This is a genomic window from Chitinimonas lacunae, from assembly GCF_042650885.1.
Taxonomy (GTDB): domain Bacteria; phylum Pseudomonadota; class Gammaproteobacteria; order Burkholderiales; family Chitinimonadaceae; genus Chitinimonas_A; species Chitinimonas_A lacunae.
Genome location: NZ_JBHSBU010000001.1, coordinates 4384118 through 4404543, shown reverse-complemented (window position 1 = coordinate 4404543; position 20426 = coordinate 4384118). Strand labels below are relative to the sequence as shown.

General features: G+C 61.0%; 17 protein-coding genes. 14 read left to right on the top strand and 3 right to left on the bottom strand.

Annotated elements, in window-relative coordinates; translation table 11 throughout:
- The first annotated feature begins 241 nt into the window (after nucleotides 1-241).
- Complete coding sequence (locus tag ACFOW7_RS18870; protein WP_378167305.1) at nucleotides 242-679, top strand: hypothetical protein; 438 nt, start codon at nucleotides 242-244, stop codon at nucleotides 677-679.
- 142 nt (nucleotides 680-821) lie between these two features.
- On the opposite strand, the gene ACFOW7_RS18865 is transcribed toward ACFOW7_RS18870, so the two are convergent.
- On the bottom strand, nucleotides 822-2852 hold the full coding sequence (locus ACFOW7_RS18865; RefSeq protein ID WP_378167302.1) for an AAA family ATPase: 2031 nt from the start codon (nucleotides 2850-2852) through the stop codon (nucleotides 822-824).
- 375 nt (nucleotides 2853-3227) lie between these two features.
- Here ACFOW7_RS18865 and ACFOW7_RS18860 point away from each other — a divergent pair, with 375 nt between their 5' ends.
- The 4 genes from ACFOW7_RS18860 to ACFOW7_RS18845 all read left to right on the top strand — a co-directional run bounded on the left by ACFOW7_RS18860 (nucleotide 3228) and on the right by ACFOW7_RS18845 (nucleotide 8317).
- Nucleotides 3228-4319 carry a type I-G CRISPR-associated protein Cas7 gene (locus ACFOW7_RS18860; protein WP_378167300.1) on the top strand — a complete coding sequence of 364 codons (1092 nt, stop codon included), beginning with the start codon at nucleotides 3228-3230 and terminating at the stop codon, nucleotides 4317-4319.
- A gap of 190 nt (nucleotides 4320-4509) precedes the next feature.
- Nucleotides 4510-6375 (top strand): hypothetical protein, encoded by a 1866-nt coding sequence (locus ACFOW7_RS18855; RefSeq protein WP_378167298.1) that lies wholly within the window; start codon nucleotides 4510-4512, stop codon nucleotides 6373-6375.
- A gap of 159 nt (nucleotides 6376-6534) precedes the next feature.
- Nucleotides 6535-7305: a substrate-binding periplasmic protein gene (locus ACFOW7_RS18850; RefSeq protein WP_378167296.1), complete on the top strand. Its 771-nt coding sequence runs from the start codon at nucleotides 6535-6537 to the stop codon at nucleotides 7303-7305.
- A gap of 256 nt (nucleotides 7306-7561) precedes the next feature.
- Nucleotides 7562-8317 carry a substrate-binding periplasmic protein gene (locus ACFOW7_RS18845; protein ID WP_378167294.1) on the top strand — a complete coding sequence of 252 codons (756 nt, stop codon included), beginning with the start codon at nucleotides 7562-7564 and terminating at the stop codon, nucleotides 8315-8317.
- Nucleotides 8318-8452: 135 nt separating this feature from the next.
- On the opposite strand, the gene ACFOW7_RS18840 is transcribed toward ACFOW7_RS18845, so the two are convergent.
- Entirely contained in the window at nucleotides 8453-9547 is a 1095-nt protein-coding gene (locus ACFOW7_RS18840; RefSeq protein WP_378167292.1) for an Hpt domain-containing protein, read from the bottom strand.
- A gap of 393 nt (nucleotides 9548-9940) precedes the next feature.
- On the opposite strand from ACFOW7_RS18840, the gene ACFOW7_RS18835 reads away from it, so the two are divergent.
- From ACFOW7_RS18835 to ACFOW7_RS18795, 9 genes are all read left to right on the top strand, one after another.
- Nucleotides 9941-11092 (top strand): methyl-accepting chemotaxis protein, encoded by a 1152-nt coding sequence (locus ACFOW7_RS18835; protein ID WP_378167289.1) that lies wholly within the window; start codon nucleotides 9941-9943, stop codon nucleotides 11090-11092.
- Between the two features lie 54 nt (nucleotides 11093-11146).
- Nucleotides 11147-11512, top strand: coding sequence for a response regulator (locus ACFOW7_RS18830; protein ID WP_378167287.1), 366 nt, complete (start codon nucleotides 11147-11149; stop codon nucleotides 11510-11512).
- A 6-nt stretch (nucleotides 11513-11518) separates the two neighbouring features.
- Nucleotides 11519-13588, top strand: coding sequence for a chemotaxis protein CheW (locus ACFOW7_RS18825; protein WP_378167285.1), 2070 nt, complete (start codon nucleotides 11519-11521; stop codon nucleotides 13586-13588).
- 13 nt (nucleotides 13589-13601) lie between these two features.
- Nucleotides 13602-14087, top strand: a complete 486-nt coding sequence (locus ACFOW7_RS18820; RefSeq protein ID WP_378167283.1) for a chemotaxis protein CheW — start codon at nucleotides 13602-13604, stop codon at nucleotides 14085-14087.
- Between the two features lie 41 nt (nucleotides 14088-14128).
- Nucleotides 14129-15853: a methyl-accepting chemotaxis protein gene (locus ACFOW7_RS18815; RefSeq protein WP_378167280.1), complete on the top strand. Its 1725-nt coding sequence runs from the start codon at nucleotides 14129-14131 to the stop codon at nucleotides 15851-15853.
- 24 nt (nucleotides 15854-15877) lie between these two features.
- Nucleotides 15878-16516, top strand: coding sequence for a chemoreceptor glutamine deamidase CheD (gene cheD / locus ACFOW7_RS18810; protein ID WP_378167278.1), 639 nt, complete (start codon nucleotides 15878-15880; stop codon nucleotides 16514-16516).
- On the top strand, nucleotides 16513-17547 hold the full coding sequence (locus ACFOW7_RS18805; RefSeq protein WP_378167276.1) for a protein-glutamate methylesterase/protein-glutamine glutaminase: 1035 nt from the start codon (nucleotides 16513-16515) through the stop codon (nucleotides 17545-17547). Before cheD ends, ACFOW7_RS18805 begins: the two co-directional genes overlap by 4 nt.
- A 426-nt stretch (nucleotides 17548-17973) precedes the next feature.
- Nucleotides 17974-18999, top strand: coding sequence for a hypothetical protein (locus ACFOW7_RS18800; RefSeq protein WP_378167274.1), 1026 nt, complete (start codon nucleotides 17974-17976; stop codon nucleotides 18997-18999).
- A gap of 258 nt (nucleotides 19000-19257) precedes the next feature.
- Nucleotides 19258-19491, top strand: coding sequence for a hypothetical protein (locus ACFOW7_RS18795; protein ID WP_378167272.1), 234 nt, complete (start codon nucleotides 19258-19260; stop codon nucleotides 19489-19491).
- Between the two features lie 63 nt (nucleotides 19492-19554).
- Here ACFOW7_RS18795 and ACFOW7_RS18790 read toward each other — a convergent pair whose 3' ends face one another.
- Nucleotides 19555-20289, bottom strand: coding sequence for a hypothetical protein (locus ACFOW7_RS18790; RefSeq protein WP_378167270.1), 735 nt, complete (start codon nucleotides 20287-20289; stop codon nucleotides 19555-19557).
- Nucleotides 20290-20426 lie beyond the last annotated feature (137 nt).

Sequence of the window (20426 nt, the reverse complement as noted above, 5' to 3'; positions counted from 1 at the left end):
AGGAGGCAATCGATCAAAACACATCGTTACTTTATCTTCAATACAAGCCCATCCAAAATCATTTCACAAAATTAAAAACCAGCAATATTTAAAATCTCTTTCCTTGACGAAGCGGGAGAATCTTTCACACCATGGCCTTCCCTTATTCCCAAACCCACCTGCAATCAGCCTAATATGAATCTGCCCATGCAGTGCTTAAACTGCACGCAGGCATTCATGCTGTTCTTCAGGAGGAAAATTTATGAAAAAACTTGGCCGGCGTCATGCCTTTATTCAATCGCTGCTGGCTGTTGCGCTGTTTGGTCTGGCCCAGGCCGGAACTTGCGATCCGCGCCAGGGCACCAGCGAAATCGGTTTCGAAATCGCCGCCACATCCGAGCGGATGCCTGATGGCAGTTACTATTACGAATCCGCGCTGCTGCGCTGTCAGGGGGGTCAGATTGTTTCCTGGGCCACCACCACGACCGAGGGCACGCCGGAGGCCGTGACAGAGAGCATTACCGTGCCTTTTAATATGAATCGGGTACTGCGCAATGAATGCGGCTCGCACATTATCATTTTGCACAATAAATATAAGGGGACACTGAACGGCATCGGCCCCAATCCGCAGGAAATTCCCGGCATGCTTTATTTGTCGGGTGAAAGGGCCAACTGTCCGACCCAGTCGGTGACGCCGTAATCGCAATTAACGTCCCGGCACAGCGATTTGGCTCAGTAATATGGGCAAAAGCCGCCGTGCGGCAGGGCGGCATGCGAGCAAAAAAATGTCCGGAGAGACCCAAACTCCCCGGACAACTTGCACTCCCACTCATACTCCTTCGCTAGGCCGCCCTGGCGACGGCTTCAGACAATTCCTTATCGACAGCGGTCCAGGCCGACTCGGCGTTGGCCGGCTCCACCGTCACACCGGAGCGGCCGCCGGGCCAATCTTCGGCCAGCAGTTCGAACAGCTCGTTCCGGTCCAGCGTATAGCGTTCGAGCAATTGGTCGCGAATGCGCAGCAGCGCAGGCAGGCTGGCCTGTAGACGCTCGCAGGTATCGCGGTAGAGCCGGGCCGACACATCCAGCACCACGGCTTCTTCCTGGGCGCTGATCACCGGCTGGCCGTCGCCGCCGCGATAGCGGGTCAGATTGACCGGGCTTGCCTGATGGAAGCCGCATTCGCTAACCATCGTCACCAGCATCTCGGAAGCACGCTCGATATCGTTCTTGGCGCCGGTGGTGATCTGGCGCTTGCCGTACACCACTTCCTCGGCCGCCCGGCCACCGTAGAGGCCGCGCAGCTTCCATTCGAGATCGTCTTCGCTGAACAGCTTCACTTCGGACTGCGAATTCATCGCAAAGCCCAGCGCACCGAGGCTCGACAGCGATTCGGTCGAAATCTTGATGATGTCGCTGCGCAGCTTGGCCTCTTCGAGCGTCAGCCCCTGGTCGGCATAGCGCAGCACGGCGGCGAGGAAGTGGCCGGTTTCGTGGGTAGCCACCACTTCGCGTTCCTTTTCGCGCTGATGGGTCTGGGCACGGTCGGTCAGGCCCAGCACCGTGCGCTCCAGGGCGCGCATCAGCAACTCGCCATCGACGGGCCGGCCTTCGCGGATCGCGATCAGCGAGGCCTGGTCAACCACGATCTCCAGATGGGCCGGCGACAGGCCAGCGGTCGCCTCGGCGATCATGCCGAAATCGAGGTCTTCGACGCGTACGCTGCTATGGCGGCGGGTCATGAAGCGCTCCAGCATCGCCGTGCGCTCGGCCAGATTGGGCAGACGGAAATTCACCTTGAGCTGGAAGCGGCGCAGTACCGCCTCATCCATCGCCGAAGTGTGCTGGTCGAAGTTGCTGGCAATGATCCAGATCACTTCGGCATCGGCGCTGGTACGCACACCGTCGAGCAGCGACAGCAGGGTATTGGGGGTATCGTCTTCCCAGCGGGCCCGCTTATCGGTGCCGCGCCGCATCAGCAGCGACTGGCCCTCATCGATGAATACGATGCAGCGACCGTAGGAAGAGGCTTTCTTATGCAGCTTATGCAGGGTGCGCGAACCGCCGCCGACAAAGCCGTCCTCCAGCCGCGAGCCATCGATGAACAGCATCGGCACATCGAGCGATTTGGCGAGATAGGAAGCAAACTTGGTCTTGCCGACCCCGGCAGGCCCCGAGAACAGGACGTTCCAGGCCCGCTGGATGCCATGTGAGCGAAACACGTCGCGCTTGTTGTACAGGTCGGCCAGCATCAGCACTTCGGCTTTGATGTCTTCCATACCGACCAGATCGTCCACATTGCCCTCGATGGTCTTGGGCATGATGACCGTGAAGCGCGAGCCGCCGGCAAAGCCCATGGTGCGCAGGATCATCACCAGCAGCAGCAGGGAAATCAGCAGACTGCCATCGCGTGCCATCTGCAACATCACCCAGCGCGCCCGCTCGAGTGCCGGGTAGGCGCCGGGACGCTCGGTATCTTCCTTGAAGGCCACCGGCACCCCTTTGGGCACCAGCACCGAGCTTTCCAGATTGGCGTAGGTTGTGCGCGGTACGCTGGAAACGGTGGTCCGGCCATCGCGCCAGCGGGTATACAGCTCGACCTGCTCGGCATTGCCATTGACGCCATAGACGTCGATACGGTCGATGGCAGCGAGCTGATTGACCAGCCGGTCCACCCCTACCTTGCCCACTTCGGGACTGGCAACCTTGGTGCTCAACAATGCATGCGAGGCCGCGGCCAACGCCACCACGAACAGGGTAGCCAGCAATAAGCGCAGCAGTTGATGGGCACGGTCTTCGGCAATGCCGGTCCGCTTGGAAAGATAAAGGGCAAAACGGTTGTATTGCCGCCGGACTGTACCCGTCCACTTCATGGCGCGTTCTCACCAGATGTTCGATAGCAGGAGCCAATAGTAAGGCTATTTGCTTGTTTTTACAGGGGGTTTTCCAGCGAGATCCACAGCCGCTCCCCGCAACGCCAGTCTGGACGCGGGTCGGTATTTTTCGACCTGGGTATCGTCCTAGGTGGAAAGGCGGCCGTGTCAAGTCGATTTGCCTGCACCATCGCACGACCCGATTTCCTGTGCAGCGAACTACGACAACCGTACCGTGAAAGCCCGGGGAAAAACTGGAATACCCACAGAAAATGAGAAAAAGAAACGAAAAGCAGCGCTTTGCTTGAGAAGTCACCGGCGCATGTTTATGACTCTAGCTAGGCCATAAACATTATTCCCAGGAGGAGAAGCCTCATGCCGGACCCGCTACGCGCGCTTATCACCGCAGCCGTGCATCAGGCCAGCCTGTTACGGATCACGCTGCGTCTCGAACCGGCCATGCTCAGGGTCCCTCGACCGACCGCTTCCCCAGACAGCACAGCGCCTTTCCCACCACCGCATCCAGTCTCGACCGATCACCCCAACTTGGCTGCCTCCTGCCGGACAGTGGTGCTCGATCCGGTACAGCGTCAGGCCAGACGGCTGGAAATCGCGATCTGGGAAGCGGCGCAGCGCGGCGAAATCCACTACCCCGATATCGTGCTCCATCTCGAAACGGCTCATGGCCTGGAACACTATTCGGTACTCGATCTGCCGCAGCGTCTGCATGACACGACGCTGCAAGGCTCACTGCTTGACGGCACGCCGTTTCTCCACACGGCCATCGGCCGTGCCCTCGCTGCGGCCTGCCCTGAACGCGCTACGGCGCTGTTCGAACACGCACCGCTGACCTTATTGCTTGGCGACCGTCGGCTGCCAGGGCTGATCCGCAGTGAAATCGTCGGTCTCGACAGTCGACTGGCGGAGTGTCCGACTGGAGACGACAAGCAGAGGGATAGCCACCTTTGCCGCCAGGAACGAAGCAAACGGCCGGCTCCCGTTCCGGGGCCTGAGCCTATCCTGCCGGCGTCCAGGCCAGATGATGCGGTGATCCGCGAAGCCCGGCTGACCAGCGTCTTGTCGCTGACCGCCTTGCGCCGGCTGCGCTTTGAAGATGCCGAGGGCCGCTACCAGCAAGCACGCGATCAGGCCGGGCAGCTGGTGATCGCGGCGCTGGGGCTCTATAGCCTGGTAGTGATGCTCGATATGGGCTGCCACCTGCCCTCGGGCTACGAACTGATTGCGCAGGAAGTCCCTCGACTCGACATCGTCGGCTCCACCCCGGAAGCACGGACCACCTTGCCGCTTGAGCGCGAGGCCACGCTGGCGCTGCTGCGCGACAGCCTCGAGGCGGCGCGCGAATCGGGTCTTGGTTGGCGGCCTGAGGTGCTGCATACCTATGCTGACGAGCGTCTGCCCTCGATGCTCAGCGGCAGGCGAGCCTTGCGGGTGGCGGAGGATGCATAAGGGGTGAGGCAGCGGGTCGCGGGACAGTGGCTCAAGCCGCTGCCGCACCTTCTGTGACGTCCAGCCCAGTTTTCCCGTGTGGCCGAGCCGGTGCCGGTCCGTCTGCCGAGAGCGGCGGGCGTGGGGATTGCTGGACGTTGGCGATATTTCAGTATTGGCCTGTTGCGACCTCTGGAGAAGGAGAGGCAGCATGGATTTCAGTGAATTCTTCAGCGCAGTGCATGGCTACCCGCCTTTTCCCTGGCAAGTGGAGGCCGCGGAGCGGCTCGATGAGATCGATTGCGTCACGGTACCCCCCGGCACCGGCAGAAGCGCCCTGCTCGATGCGGCCGTCTTCCAGGCCCTGCAAGGCAGACGACGGCAGATTGCGGTGGTGGTGGATCGGCGCCTGGTGCTCGATCAGCTATTCGAGCGTGCCCTGCGGATCAGGCAGCAACTCGGCGAACACCCTTTGCTGCGCGGGCACGATGGCCATGCGACGCCGCTCAAGGTGGTCCGGTGCTGCCATGGCATGCTGGACAACGACGATGAAGCGTTCCATCCCGGACAATTGACCGTCCTGCTTGCCACCATCGACCAGCTCGGCTCGCGCCTGCTGTGCCGGCCAGCAGACTTCCCAGGCAACGATCTGCGGCTGCTCATCGATGAAGCCCATCTGGTCCAGCCTCTGCTCGAAACCCTTTGCCGACTGCGCCGCTACGGCGCCGAGATTCAGCCTATCCTCCTCGGCACAAGGCCGGCACGGTCAGGTCGGCATCCACTCGGACTCACCGCCGCCGATCATGCGCATCCGGTTCTGGGCAAAAGACTGGCCATCGGTAAACCCGTCAGGCTGGTCGTCTCCCCCAGCGAGGCGGTTCACGCTGAGCAGGAAGGCCGGGAGGCCGACTTCGACCAGACCGTCTGCGACCAAGCCCTCCGGTTTCCACGCCACTGCAAGGCAGTTGGCATCGTCCTCAACCAGGTAGCAACGGCCCGGGCGGTCTTCGATCAGCTGTGCGCCGAGTTGGCAAAGCGTGGCCAGGCCGACGAAGCCATTCTCCTGCTGGGCCGCAGCCGGCCATTCGAGCGCGACGCCCTGCTGGAGGAATACCTCCCCCGCCTTCAGGCCAACCGGAACCGCACCCAGGACGGCCCGCGCCTCTACGTCGTCACCACCCAGGCCATCGAAGTCGGCGCCGACCTCGACTTCGATGCCCTGGTCAGCGAGTCGGCCCGGCTGTCGGCGCTGCGGCAGCGCTTGGGCCAGCTCGACCGCTGCGGCGATTTCGAGGACGCCCAAGCCGTGATCGTCCACCGCAATGCTTCCAGCCCCGACCCGATCTACGGAGCAAGCCTGCACGAATGCTGGGCATGGCTAGCGCGTGTGCAGATCGACCAGCAGGTGGATTTCGGTGTCGAAGCGCTTGAGGCACTGATGGCCCGGCAACCGCCACCGGACGAGCCGGCCGAACCCGCGCCCTTGCTGACGCCTACCCATCTTCAGCTATTGCAGCGGACCGGGCCGGATACGCCGCTGTCGGCGATCGACCCTTATCTGCATGGCATCAGCTACCGGAGCGACGAGGTCAATCTGCTGTGGCGGAGGGACTTCGACGAGGTCGAGGTGGAAGACTGGCCGGCACTGCTGCAACAACAGCCGCCTTCTGCCGCTGAAGCCCTTCCATTGCCGTGTCGGACCGTGCTCGACTGGCTGGCGCAGCAGGCAGGCGGTCCGTTGAGCGATCTGACACTGCATCGGCGCGAACAGAGCCTGCCCTGCCCGGCGCCAGGCACGCTGCGTGAAGCGATGATCTGGCGCGGCGTCGATAAGGTGCTTCCTCTCTCGACCACCCGTCTGCTCGCTGGCGATACCGTGGTCGTCCCGGCCAGCTATGGCGGTTGCGATCGCTTTGGCTGGCATCCAGGCTCCGCCACCCCGGTCCTCGACATCGCCGAGCTTGGCGTCGGTGGCCTCCCGAGGAGACCGAGGCTGGCAGAAAGCAAGACGGAAGGTCCGTACACAGCGCATCAGGTCCAGGCCGATCAGCCAGCATTGCTGGTGACGTCGATTTAGACGGAAATGCGCTGACACCTCGACCTTGCCATTGACGCCGCGACAGGACGGGAGAATCGGCCTGTCGCAGCAGCCCGGCTGCGCAATGTCACGATTTCTTTCCCGCTAGCAAAACCTTCTATAACCCCATAGACCTCCCCAAACAGAAGGAACAAGGCCATGTCCCCGCTCCGCATGAGTGTGTTAGCAGCCGGTCTGATCTATGGAACCACCGTGGCGGTTCAGGCGGCTGAAGTGGTCAAAGTCTCGCTCAGCCCCTGGTGCCCCTATATCTGCACCGACCCGGTCAAGCCCGGGGCACTGATAGAGACGATCACCGCCGCTTTCGCCACCAAAGGCCTGCAGGTCCGCTATATCGACGTGCCCTGGACCCGCCAGATCGCCATGGTGCGCAAGGGAGAAGTGGATGCCATGAGCGGGGTCGGCAAGGCCGATGTGCCCGATCTGGTTTTCCCGGCCCGCTCGACCGGACGCTATCAGCCTTGTTTCTACACACTGGCCAATTCGACCTGGCAATACGAAGGTATCCCTTCGCTCAAGAACATCCGGTTGAGCGTTTTGAAAGACACCACCTTTTCCAAGGAAGTGGATGAATACATCAACGGCGAAGGCAAACGCTCAGGCAAGGTCGATTTTCTGCATGATGAGGATTATCTGACCCAGCATTTCCGCAAACTCGAAGCCAAGCGCGTCGATGTCGTGCTCGACGATGCCACCGTCGTCAACCATTTCCTCAACGAAAAACGCCTTGCGAAACCCAGACAGGCCGGTTGCCTTAAAGCCAGTGCCCTATGGCTCGGCTTTTCGCCAGTCGGCAAAAACACCAAGACTTATCTGGCGGCCTACGAACAAGGGTTGGAAACGATCCGTAAATCGGGGCAGCTCAAGGCCATTCTGGGCAAGTATGGAATTGACGAGCTGTCTTTCTGAGCCATCGTCGGACCACTCAAGCGCCACTCAGAAAAATAAAAATCAGCGTCAAACAAGTCCCACTTAAATAGCAAAATATTTAACTTTATAAAAATTTTAAAGCAGATCACCCTCAGAGCGGGGAGCCAGCACGGCCGCCAGTCGTCGGCTCATCGAATGCGATGGTATTTTGCCGGGCCATCATCAAGACTGGATAAACCGGGCCAAGGAGATTGCCCGGCTTTCTGCCATTTCTGACTTATAAGGGGTATGCAAGATGGTCACTACAGGCTTTCGTCGTCTACTGCTCACCGGCACCGTGGTTTTATCAGGCATCTCGATGATTTCCTCGGCGCTTGCCGCCGAAAGCGTCCATCTCGCCACCTCAGAATTCCCTCCCTATATGAGCGCCACCATGCCCGACCAGGGCATCGTGGTCGCCATTGCCCACGAAGCATTCAAACGGGTGGGCTACAGCACCAAGATCAGCTTCTTTCCCTGGGCGCGGTTGATGCACGAATCCAAGGCAGGCCGGGTCGATGGGGTGGCCGGACTATGGCCCAGCACCGAGCGGGAACAGTGGTTCGTCTTTTCCAATCGCGTTGCCCAGACCCAGGTCGGGCTTTATATGCGCAACGACAAACCCATCAGCTACAAATCGCTGAGCGACCTTAAGCCTTATACCGTCGGGACGGTAAGAGACTATGCCAACCCCAAGGCTTTCGATGAGGCGAAGTTGAAGGTGGATGTAGTGGGTGACGATGTGACCAATCTGCGCAAACTCGCTTCCGGCCGTATCGATCTGGCACTGATCGATAAAGGGGTGGCCCGATATCTCATTTCGACCAAGGCTCCGGAAACAGCCAGTAAAGTCAGCTGGATCGATCCGCCCATAGAGAAGAAATACCTGACTATCGCACTTTCCAAGAAAGCGCCTGATTATGAGAAAAAACTCGCCGCCTTTAATCAAGGAATGGCCCTGATGGAAAAAGACGGTACGTTGGCGAAAATGCTCGAAAAGGCAGGGCTGTAAGCCAGATCCCCAATACCGTGCGCGAACCAGCCCAGTAACCCCGGCTGGTCGCGCAAGCCTGCTAAGCCACTTTGGGCAATTGATTGACGGGGTGATCAGCCGCACGCAGGAATGCTCAGCCAAGATCCCTCGGCGCTATTCTCCCTGCGGCACCAGAAAATCCTTCGCCACGGCGGCAAAGGCATTGACCAGCAAGGCATCGAAACGGGTATCGAGGCCCGCGTTGACATCGAACAGGGTGCGCAGGACGCCACGCCGGTATTCCTCGCCTTGCAGACCGGCAACGCGATCATGAAACAGGTCGGCGCAGGCCAGCATCAAGGCGCCACGATGAGGGGCGCCGCTGTGTTCGGGGTCGGGGATGCCTTTGCCATTGGCCCAGGTGCGGTGCTGGCGCACGATCTGGGCGGCTTCGAGGCAATCGGCGGCAACAGCGAGCAACCAGGCGGCGCTGCGTCCCGGATAGGCTGCATAGGCCGCCCACTCGGGTGCCCTGGGAGAAGGCTGCGGGGCTTGGTAAAGCAGTGAATCGGGCAAGGCCAGCAGACCCACCTCGTGCCAGCACACCGCCAGCTTCAGCGTCTCCTCGTCAACCGGATTCGGATAGCAACGGTTCAGCGCCAGCACCAGCGCCTGCTGTGTCGCGGCACGGCCCCGCCAGTCCGGCCGGCGGGCCAGCAGCGCCAGCTCCAGTTGCTGACCCAAGGCCCAGGCCCGCGCCAGGTTTTCTGGTGAAGGCGGCGGAGGTGGCGGCTGGCCGTTCTCCTCTTCCAGCCAGGTGCCATGCAGACCCAACAACACCAGCCGCGCCACCTGATCGGCCGCCTGCTGCGACCTCGCACTCGCCAGCCGGTCGATCAGGCCCTGTAGCGGCTCGCTCGGGACTTCGCTGAAGGTCTCGTCCTGCGCCAGATTCAGCATGATCGACTGAACCAGGTCCATGCTTTGCAACAGTGCTTCAGCCACCAGTGCCGAACAGAGAAAGCGGCCATCGCGCATTGCCTGGAGCACGCTCTCGAGCCGATGGACGAATTCGAGCAAAGGCGTGGCGCCGCAATAGCCGAAGTCTCCCTTGATGGTGTGCATATGCCGGAACGCACTGCCCAGCAGCTCGGCCGAATCGGGGGTATGCACCAATTGGTGCAGATCGCGTTCGAGCTGTGGCAAATGTTCCTGCACCTCGGTGACGACGTCGGGTAATAGGGAGAAATCCACCTCAACGGCATTCATTGGCCCACCTTAGCAATCGACCAGTCATGGATCGCGAGTATAGATAGGTCGCTTCCAGACTGCGGTATCAGCGGGCATGACAGCGATGCTGGCCGGGACATTGTGGCTTTCCCGTCAAATCTGCCGGCTCGAAATACCAGTCGAGCCAGTAAGCGCCGATAAAAATATATTTTATTTTTTTATGATCAAAGCCCCATATCTTGCAGGCATTTTTCCTGATTTTTTAACAAAACCGGACACTCAGCTATTGCGGTAAATGCCCTTCACTGCCTGTGCCGGAACAATTATTTTTTTGCTCGGCTAGAAACTCCCGAGCGACGTTTCCTATATTCAAGCCAACAGTTTTCAGCACGCCGTCTGGCAACGCTCGCAAAAACACAGCAAGGTGGGCATATGGGCATCAAGCACTACCTGAGCACCGCAGGAGGATGGGCAAGCATCGCCTTGCCGGCTGTCCTGCTCGGAATCGGCCTGGCCGTGGCAGGATTGGACGCCTGGTGGGTGGCACTGCCCGCCTGGCTTGCCTTGGCGCTTCCCTTCTGGAGCCGCCCCGCACCGTTAGCGCCACCCGACCCCGTCATCCAGAGCACACCACCGAGTCAGGAGGCGGTGGTCAGCTATGCAAGCCTGGTGGCCGAGGAATCCATCACCGGTCAGGAAGAACTGGCCCGGGCGCGTGAATTACTCGAAGACGCGATCCATCGGCTCACCAGCAGCTTTACCCAGATGGCCAACAGCGCCCGGCAACAGCGCGCCGTGGCGCTCGACACGCTGGGTGGCTCGCGCGAAGGACCATCCCAGCTCGATGCGCTGCTCGAAGACATCAGTCGCACCGTCGCCCTGTTCGACCGCCAGATCGACAACGCCAGCGAGGCGGCCCAGCGCATCGACCAGAGCATGGGAGAGATCGCCCAGCAGGTCGGCGGCATGGACCAGATTCTGACCGGGCTCAATACCATCGCCCAGAAAACCCACTTCCTGTCGCTCAACGCCAATATCGAAGCCGCCCGCGCCGGCGAGGCGGGTCGGGGGTTTGTGGTGGTGGCGGAAGAAGTGCTCAAGCTCGCCGACTACACCCGCGCCTTCAGCGAACAGATCCGCCAGCGGATGGAAGCCGTCCATATGGCCATCGACAGCATGCGTCGCGTGGTGGCCCGGCTGTCGCAACACGACGCCAATATGGCCGACGACGCCCGCCAGCAGATGAGCAAGACCACCGAAGAGCTGCGCCGTGTCCACAGCGACAAACTGGATGCCCTGCACGTACTTGGCGAAATGGCCCGCCAGACCGAGGAGGGGATCGCTGATGCCACCATGGCCTTGCAGTTCCAGGACCTGCTCAACCAATTGCTCGGCCACGCCCAGCAGCGGTTGGAGCAGTTGAGCATCCTGTCGCAATCGGCCCGGCCGGTATTGGCCCAGCCCCAGCCCGACGCCGAGGCCCTGGCCGATCTACAGGCTGCCTTGCATGCCGCGCCGGCCAAGGTGCGGCATAACCCGGTCGTCCAACGCACGGTCCAGCATGGGGAGCTTGAATTGTTTTGATCGGCATCGGTGGCCTCTCGCCCGCCGTGTCCGTACCAAGGAGGCAAGTCCGCAATGAAAAAAACCATTCTCACCGTCGATGACTCCGCATCGATCCGTCAAATGGTGAGCTTTACCCTGAAAAGCGTCGGTTATGAGGTGCTCGAAGCTGCCGACGGTGATGCCGGACTGGCCCAGGCCAAGGCCAAGCCGTGCGATCTGATCCTGACTGACCAGAATATGCCGGGCATGGACGGCCTGACCCTGATCAAGACCCTGCGTGCCCTGCCTGAGTACCGCAGCAAGCCCATCCTGATGCTGACCACCGAGTCGAGCGACAATATGAAGTCACTCGGCCGGGCCGCCGGCGCCACAGGCTGGATCGTCAAGCCCTTCCAGCCCCAGACCCTGATCGATGTTGCTCGCCGCCTGCTCGGCTGACCGGCCATGGAAAAGGACCTGTCGCAGTTCCACCCCTTGTTCTTTGACGAGGCCGAAGAGCATTTGGCCAATCTCGAAGCGCTGTTGATCGGACTCGACCTGGCCCACCCCGATACCGAGTCGCTCAACGCCATCTTCCGCGCCGCCCACTCGATCAAGGGCGCTGCCGGCATCTTCGGTTTTCTCGATATCAGCGAACTGACCCATATCCTGGAAAGCCTGCTCGACCGGGTACGCAAGCACACCCTGACGCTCAACACCGGGATGGTCGACCTGTTTCTGCGCGCCCGCGATGTGCTCGGGGCCATGGTGGCGCAGCACCGCGACGGCGCGATCGCCGATCCACTGGCGCTGTCCGAGGTCCTCACGGCGCTATTGCGGCTCCAGCAGGAACACGACACCCCGGCCAAGCCGCATGAGGCCCAGGTGCGCTGGGAAATCCGCTTCGATCTGCGTCCCCAGGATGAAGTCGGCCCCTTGCTCGATCTGCTCAACCAGCATGGCCAGTTGATAGGCTGCCATCAAGATGGCAATCCACACGGCGAACGGCATCTGCGCACTGAACTGCTCGGTCCGGACAACCTGCGTCCGCTGACCGAAGCACTAGCTTTTCTGCTGCCGCCTTCGCGGACCCATCTGTACCGGCTGCCCGCCTCTGCCCCGGTCTATCAGGAAACCCCGCAGTGGGGCCTGTTCGATCACCTTCACCCCGCAGCGCCCGCGCCAGCCGAGAGCGAAGGCAGCACTTACGGCTTTTTCGAACCGCTGGCCCAACACGCGCCAGCCCCGCCGTCACCCCCACCGGCTCCGGCCATCGATCAAGTGGCCGACGGCACCGAGCCAAGCGGTCCCGAACCGGCACCGCGCAGCCGGGCCGAGAGCGGCACGATACGGGTCGATGTCAACAAGGTCGATCTGCTGCTCAATCTGGTGGGCGAGCTGGTGATCACCCAGTCGATGCTGGCGCAAAGCGCCGGCCTGCTCGATCCGCTGGTGCATAACCGGCTCCATGGCGGTATCGAGCAGTTGCAGCGCAATACCCGCGAACTGCAGGAAGCGGTGATGGCGATCCGCATGATTCCGATCTCCTCGGTCTTCAACCGCTTTCCGCGCGTGGTGCGCGATCTGGCGGCCAAGCTCGGCAAGCAGGTCGAGCTGCGCATGCTGGGCGAGCAGACCGAACTCGACAAGAGCTTTGTCGAGAAGCTGGTCGATCCGCTGACCCATCTGGTGCGCAACAGTCTTGACCACGGTATCGAGTCACCGATGCAGCGACGGGCCCAAGGCAAGCCCGAACAGGGCTTGCTGACGCTGTGTGCCTTTCATCGTGGCGGCAATGTGGTGATCGAGGTACGCGATGACGGCGCCGGCCTCAGCCGTGAACGGATTCTGGCCAAGGCGCGTGCCAATGGCCTGCCGGTCAGCGACACCCTGCCTGACCAGGAAGTCTGGCAACTGATCTTCGAGCCGGGATTTTCCACCGCCGAGACGGTGACCGACATATCGGGACGGGGCGTGGGAATGGATGTGGTCCGGCGCAATATCCAGGCAATGGGCGGCGATGTCGGCATCGCTTCGCACCAGGGCATCGGCACCACCATGCAGATCCAGCTGCCGCTGACGCTGGCCATTCTCGACGGCATGTTGGTGGCCGTCGGCGGCGAAACCTACATCCTGCCGCTCAATTCGATTCTCGAATCGCTCCAGCCCAACACCAGCCAGACCCGCAGCGTGGCCGGGCGCGGGCGGGTGGTGCAGGTGCGGGCCGAATATCTGCCCTTGCTGTCGCTGGCCGAAGTCGTTGGCACCACGGCGCGCAGCAGCGACCCGACCACCGGCATCGTGGTGATTATCGAAGCGGCCGGGCAGCGGCTGGCACTGTGGGTCGATGAATTGCTGGGGCAACAGCAGGTGGTGGTCAAGAATCTCGAAGCCAATTACCGCCGCGTGGTGGGCCTGTCGGGTGCCACCATTCTGGGCGACGGCCGCGTCGCCCTGATCATCGATGTGGCAGCGCTGGGCCGGCTGCGCAGTGCCACGCTCAGCGAGCCGATCGCCCAGGTGGTGGCCGCCTGATGGGAGACAAGTCATGACAACGGCCAGCGAACGCAGCATCCGCGAATATCTGGTGTTCACCCTGGGTCATGAGGAATACGCCATCGATATCCTCAAGGTGCAGGAAATCCGTGGCTATGAACCCCCGACCCGGATCGCCCAGGCACCGCCGTTCATTCTCGGGGTGGTCAATCTGCGCGGCGCCATCGCCCCGATCGTCGATCTGCGGGTGAAATTCGGCGTGGGTGAACCGCAGTACCACGCTTTTACCGTGGTCATCATCCTCAATGTCGCGGCCCGGATCGTCGGCATCGTGGTCGATGGTGTGTCCGATGTGATTGCGCTCAACAACGATCTGGTCCGGCCGCCCCCCGAATTCGGCACCAGCGTCGACACCGCCTATATCACCGGCCTCGCCCCGCTCGACGAGCGGATGCTGATCCTGGTCGATATCGAGAAACTGCTGACCAGCCGCGAGATGGAACTGACGGCTGACGCGCTCGACATGCTGTCCGCCTGAAGGCCGGACCTGACTCATTGTCTTACCGAAGGGGAAGGAAGATGAAGAATATGAAGATCGGCATGCGGCTTGGCCTCGGCTTCGGTCTGGTGCTGCTGCTGATGACGGCGATGGTGGGGCTGAGCCTGTCGCGGATGGCCATTATCAACGACGAATTGACCCAGATCGTCGAGCGCAACGTCGCCCAGTACAAATATGCCGCCGATTTCGCCAATCTGGTCAGTATGCGGCGGGTGGCGATCCGTGATGTGCTGCTTGCGTCGGCCGCGGATAAAGCGGCTCCCGAGCGCGATATCAAGGCCATCAACGAAAAAACCGTCGAGGCGCTCAGAAAAGTCGAGCAATTGACCATTCTCGAGGAAGGACGGCGCCGGGTCGCCGAACTCAAGCAGAACGAAGCAGCCATGCCGGCCCTGATCGATCAGGTGGTGGCACTCAGCAAATCCGGCCGCGACAGCGAAGCGCTGACCATGCTGAACACCCAGGTCAGAACGGCCCAGCTCAAGCTGCTCGACGATGCCAACGGCTTTTTGAAATTTCAGGAGGAGCGCATCGACGGGCGGGCCGCCGAAGCGCGTGCTGCCTATGACGCAGCCCAGACCATGATGTTGGTGCTGGGTGTCCTGGCGCTGGTGATAGGCGGGGTGGCAGCCTGGCTGATTACTCAATCGGTAGTGCAGCCGATCCGTGTCGCCGTCGGCCTCGCTGAAAACGTTGCCAATGGCGATCTGACCGCCCGGATCGAAACCGACCGCAACGACGAGACCGGTATGTTGATGAAGGCGCTGGCCAAGATGAACAACAGCCTGCACGACATCGTCGGCCATATCCGTCAGAGCGTCGAATCGATCAATATCGCGGCCCAAGAGATCGCCGCCGGCAATATCGACCTGTCGCAACGTACCGAGGAACAGGCCGCCAGCCTTGAAGAGACGGCAGCCAGCATGGAAGAGCTGACCACCACGGTGAAGCAGAACGCCGGCAATGCCCGCGAAGCCAGCGGACTGGCCGAAGGGGCCAGCGGGATCGCAGCCGAAGGCGGTGAAGTGGTCAATCAGGTGGTCAATACCATGTCGGCCATCAACGAAAGCTCGAAGAAGGTGGTCGATATCATCGGCGTGATCGACGGTATCGCCTTCCAGACCAATATCCTGGCGCTCAATGCCGCGGTCGAGGCGGCGCGGGCCGGTGAACAGGGACGCGGCTTTGCGGTGGTCGCCGGCGAAGTCCGCAGCCTGGCACAGCGCTCGGCGGCAGCGGCTAAGGAAATCAAGGTACTGATCGGCGACTCGGTCGAGAAGGTCAATTCAGGCACCGCCCTGGTCGATCGGGCCGGCAGCACCATGGGCGAAGTGGTCAACAGCGTGCGCCAGGTCACGACCATCATGACCCAGATTTCGCAGGCGTCGAACGAACAGAGCGTGGGGATCGAACAGGTCAATACCGCCATTGCCCAGATGGACGACGTGACCCAGCAGAACGCGGCCCTGGTCGAGCAGGCGGCTGCGGCCGCTTCGTCCTTGCAGGAACAGGCCAATATGCTGTTGCAGGCAGTCGATCGCTTCAAGATCACGCCACATAGCGGCAGCCAGCCCTTACCTACGGCAGCGGCCACCAGTGCACCCCCTGCCACGACCAAACCCCTGCGATCCCATACCCGATTAGGCAAAGGCAGCCGGGCCGTGGCGCAAAACCGCCCGAGCAACCGTCCTGGCAAGCCCGCTGCCAATAAACAGCAGGAAGAGGAGGACTGGGCCGAGTTCTGAGCCCAGCTTGTCCATCGGTAACTTATGAGTGTCTATTTCGGTCAACAGCGCGAACCCAACCGCTATTTCGACAAACAGTTCGACCGTGAAGCGGTCAAGATCCTGCCGGGTGAGTACTACGCCACCCGGCGCGATCAGTTATTGGTGACGGTGGTAGGGTCGTGCGTCACTGCCTGCCTGCGCGATCCGGTCAATGGCGTGGTCGGGATCAACCATTTCATGCTGCCCGAAGGCGAAGACAACTCGCCGCCGGTCATCGCCATGCCGACCCGCTACGGCACCCATGCCATGGAAGCCCTGATCAACGACATGATCAAACTCGGCGCCGAGCGGCGCTATCTGGGCGCCAAGGTGTTCGGCGGCGGCGATATCCTGCACAGCCTGTCGCGGATCAATATCGGCCGGCGCAATGTCGAGTTTATCCGCCGCTATCTCGATGCCGAGGCCATTCCGCTGCATGCCAACGACACGCTGGGCAATATGGCGCGCAAGGTCTACTTCTTCAGCGATAGCGGCAAGGTATGGGTCAAGCGGATCAGTCGGGTCAATAACGACACCATCGTGCAGCGCGAGCTGGAATACCGTGCCCATCTCTACAACCGCCAGATGGATGGCGGCGTGACCTTGTTCTCCACGGATCTGGAAAAAGAGGCTGTGCGATGAAACGGTTGATTCGGGTGATCGTGATCGACGACTCGGCGCTGATGCGCAAATGCCTGGTCAATCTGATCAATGCCGAACCGGATATGGAAGTCATTGCCACCGCGCCCGAGCCGCTCACGGCGCGCGAGCTGATCCGCACCCTGAACCCCGATGTCGTCACCCTCGATATCGAGATGCCCAAGATGAACGGCCTCGATTTCCTGGAAAAGCTGATGCGGCTCAAGCCGATGCCGGTACTGATGGTGTCCTCGCTGACCGAGGAAGGCTCACAGGCCGCGTTGCGGGCGTTGGAACTTGGCGCCTTCGATTGCGTGGGCAAGCCACGGATGGACAGTCTGGGCCAGGTGGGCAGCGAACTGATCGCCAAGCTGCGTGCAGCGGCTGCCGCGCCCGTCAGCGCCCTGCTGCGTCCGGCCAGCCAGGCGCCCAAGCCCAGCGGCCCGGTCAACGGCCATGGCCGCCTGATCGCCATCGGTGCGTCGACCGGCGGTACCCAGGCGATCCAGCATATCCTGGCCGATCTGCCTGCCAATATGCCGCCCATCATGGTGGTGCAGCATATGCCGGCCACTTTTACCGGCCCTTTCGCCCGCCGGCTCGACACGCTCTGCGCCCTGACGGTACGCGAGGCCAGCCATGGCGAGCCGGTCGAGTCGGGTACGGTCTATATCGCGCCGGGCGGCAAGCACATGACCGTGATCGGCCATATCGGCCAGTTACGGATCAGCCTCAACGACCACCCTCCCGTCAATGGCCATCGTCCCGCCGTCGACGTGTTATTCGGCTCGGTCGCCAAGCTGATCGGCCGCCGTGCCTTGGGCCTGCTGCTGACCGGCATGGGCTCGGATGGCGCCCGTGGCCTGCTGGAAATGAAACAGGCCGGCGCCTATACCGCCGCCCAGGACAAGGACAGCTCGGTGGTCTTCGGCATGCCGCAGGAAGCCATCAAGCTCGGCGCCGCCGACGAGGTGCTGGCGCTCGAAGCCTTTGCCGATGCACTGGTGCGCCAGTTGCGCGGCGCGGCAGGCTAGCGCATTTCCAGCCAATTCGACGTTATCTTGTCCGCGCACCAAAGCGCAGGTGGCCAGCGCCCACCAGGTTTCGCAGCGACTCTCGATGCTCTAGCTGACGAACCGGAGAGCAGGCTTGTTGAGTCCGTCCGGCACAGTCTGCGCAGAGTGGATAAGTCGGCTTGACGAGAAGCGGCTTTGCACCCGGCCGGATGATCGATGTCGGCCAGTGCAGCAAGGAAATCCTATTTCATTTATTTATTTAAATAAATTGCTACATACCTAGCAGGTATTTTGCATAAATATTTAATATTGGATCGTTTCAGCGATGGGGAGTCACGTCCGGAGGAAAGATAGGCAACAGTACCGGATAGGCAGGATTCCCGATTGCCGACCGTCGCCAGCCCGACTACAGTCGCCAGCTTTGTCTCTTCGTCCGGACTACCCATGAACTTCCACCTTTCCTTCCCTTTCACCCTGTTGCTGGCGGGGTCGCTGGCGCAAGCGGCCGACGTCCAGTTGTTGAACCAGATCGGCGACGACCAGCGCTACGAGCGGCTCAGCCTCAGCATCGACGGCAAGCCGGCCGGTCGGCTCGATGTGGGCCGTGCCACCTCGCTGCCCGAAGCCCAGATCAAGCTGCCGGTCGAACCCAATCGCCTGTTCTGGCGCTACAGCGTCAAAGGATTGAGCCAGCCGCTCAAAGGCCAGCGCCAGTCACTGCAAGGTGGTGGGGTACTGGTACTCAACCAGGCGGTGCACAGCCGCCTCAGCGGTCCCGATGCCCTGCGCCAACTACCGGACCGGCTGACCGCGCTCTTTGCTCAGCTTCCCCAATCGGAGCCGTTCACGGGCTACAAGGTCCACACCAGCCCACCAGCCTCGGCTGCTGTCATCGCCGCTGCGGAAAAACGGCTCGGTGTCACCCTGCCCGCCTTCTACAAAGCCGTGGTGCAGAGCCGTGGCGCCTGGCGCTTTGGCAATGCGACCCACACCATCGTCGAACTGCTGCCACCACAACGACTGCAATCCGCTACCCGCTGGCTCCAGGAAAAGCCTGAATGGCCCAGCGCCACGGGTGCCAAACGGCTCAAGGCACTCGGGCGCGATGTGGTGTTTATGGTCAGCGGCAGTGCCAGCGGCGAATACGCCAGCGCCGGCACCCCCTGGCTATGGCGCTTTGGCACTGCCACGCCATGCAAGGACGGCAATCCTTCCTGGACCGAAGGCATGATTCATTACGAGGATTTTCTGATCGAAGATTCCGACCCCTACACCGACTTCTTCGAAGACCGTGGCAGTTGCCAATCTATCGATGACAGACTTAGCTATAGCGCCCAGAGCGATCTGATCGAGTCTCTGTCCTCGCTCGAAGTCAGCTTTGTCTCAAACGAAAGACCGGCTTCGCTCGAACGCGACGATGAAAGTCAAGGAAACAGCGTGAAGGTGTTCTTCCGCTCGCATGGGTTGTAAGAGCGATAGCACGATAAATTGAAAGGCCGGGTTAGCTCGGCCTTTTGTGTTGATACCATCAACAAAGAATCTTATTCCAGCCTCCACGAAACAATTAACGAATTAACGCATTTCCAGCCAATTCGGAGTCAGCGTCTCTACACCGCACAACACAAGCGTGCAGCGCTCCGCCAGGCTTATCGATGACTTCGATTTAAATGGAAATGCACTAAAATTCTAACCACTCAGTTCCCTGATCCTTTGGCATTGGCGGAGTCATTGCTCATCCCTTTAGTTCGGGAAAAAGATGATCTCGACTGGTTCAACGCTGTAGATTTCAAAGTAGAGTCAGTAGGAAATGTCGTAGCCATCAGATACGACAACATTCCAGGCAGAGCAGCCATCTATCTCATGGCTGCGCGGTGCAATGTGCAGGACGCACAGACAGCTGTAATGAAATTTCTTGGGCTGAAAGAAGAAAACATCGAGTGGAAACGTCCTCTCGATATTTGAAGCGCCTTAAAGACAAGAGCCAGGATCAGCCTCTGCCGATGACTGGTTTAGATAAGCCCTCTCCTACCAATCGTGACAATACTCGCGATTGATCGTCTGGATTTCACCGAGAAGTATCCAACCCGGCGTATCCGGCAAAGAGAGATAGACGTGGCCGGGTGCAGGGCCGGCTGTCTCGACGGGCCAGTTGTTGGGGCCGGCCACGCCCACAGACCAGCCGTTTGGATACGAACGCCCCATCATCACCGTGCCGTTCTGTATGTCGTCGTGAGTGAGGGCAAAAGGGCGCAATTCGGGTAGCAGGCGCTCGGCACATTCGAGCATCATCCAGGCGGTATGGATAAAGCGGCTGGCGCGGCCTGTCGCCCTGAGGGTCGGCCCGGTGATCATCGAGCCCGAAGCACAACGATTCTGCGGCCCACAATCGAAAGTCAGCGTTGTGGGCGAATATTTCAGCGGTGGCTCGACCGTCAGCTTGAAGTCGAGCGGCGTCATCGTCCTGCCCTGCAGTCCGGCCATTGCACAGACATAGCTTCCCGCATGGATAAAACACTCGGTCTTGCCGCCGTTGGCCTCTGCCAGCGTCAACACCCGATGCGGATAACCCCGGATCGCCCCTTTGACCAGGTAATGGTCGCCGGCCGGAACAGGCGGTATCTCGGGTAGCACAGCGGGCGGGGGTGGGATGGTCGGTGGCGGAGGCGGTGGGAGCGGCACCGTCGTTTCCTGCGGCGCTGCCTGGGCCAGGACGGCGCTGATCAACAGTGTAGAGAAACCGAGATGGCGGGAAATGGTCATGAAGAATATCCACAGTGGTCATCGGCGGGCTTTATCACCGCGACCGGACGAGACGGATAGGCAAACACTACCATTCCCACCGCCCAGGGCTGCCGATCCTGCCCACCCCGTCTTGGCTTAAGCCTTACAATTCTGTC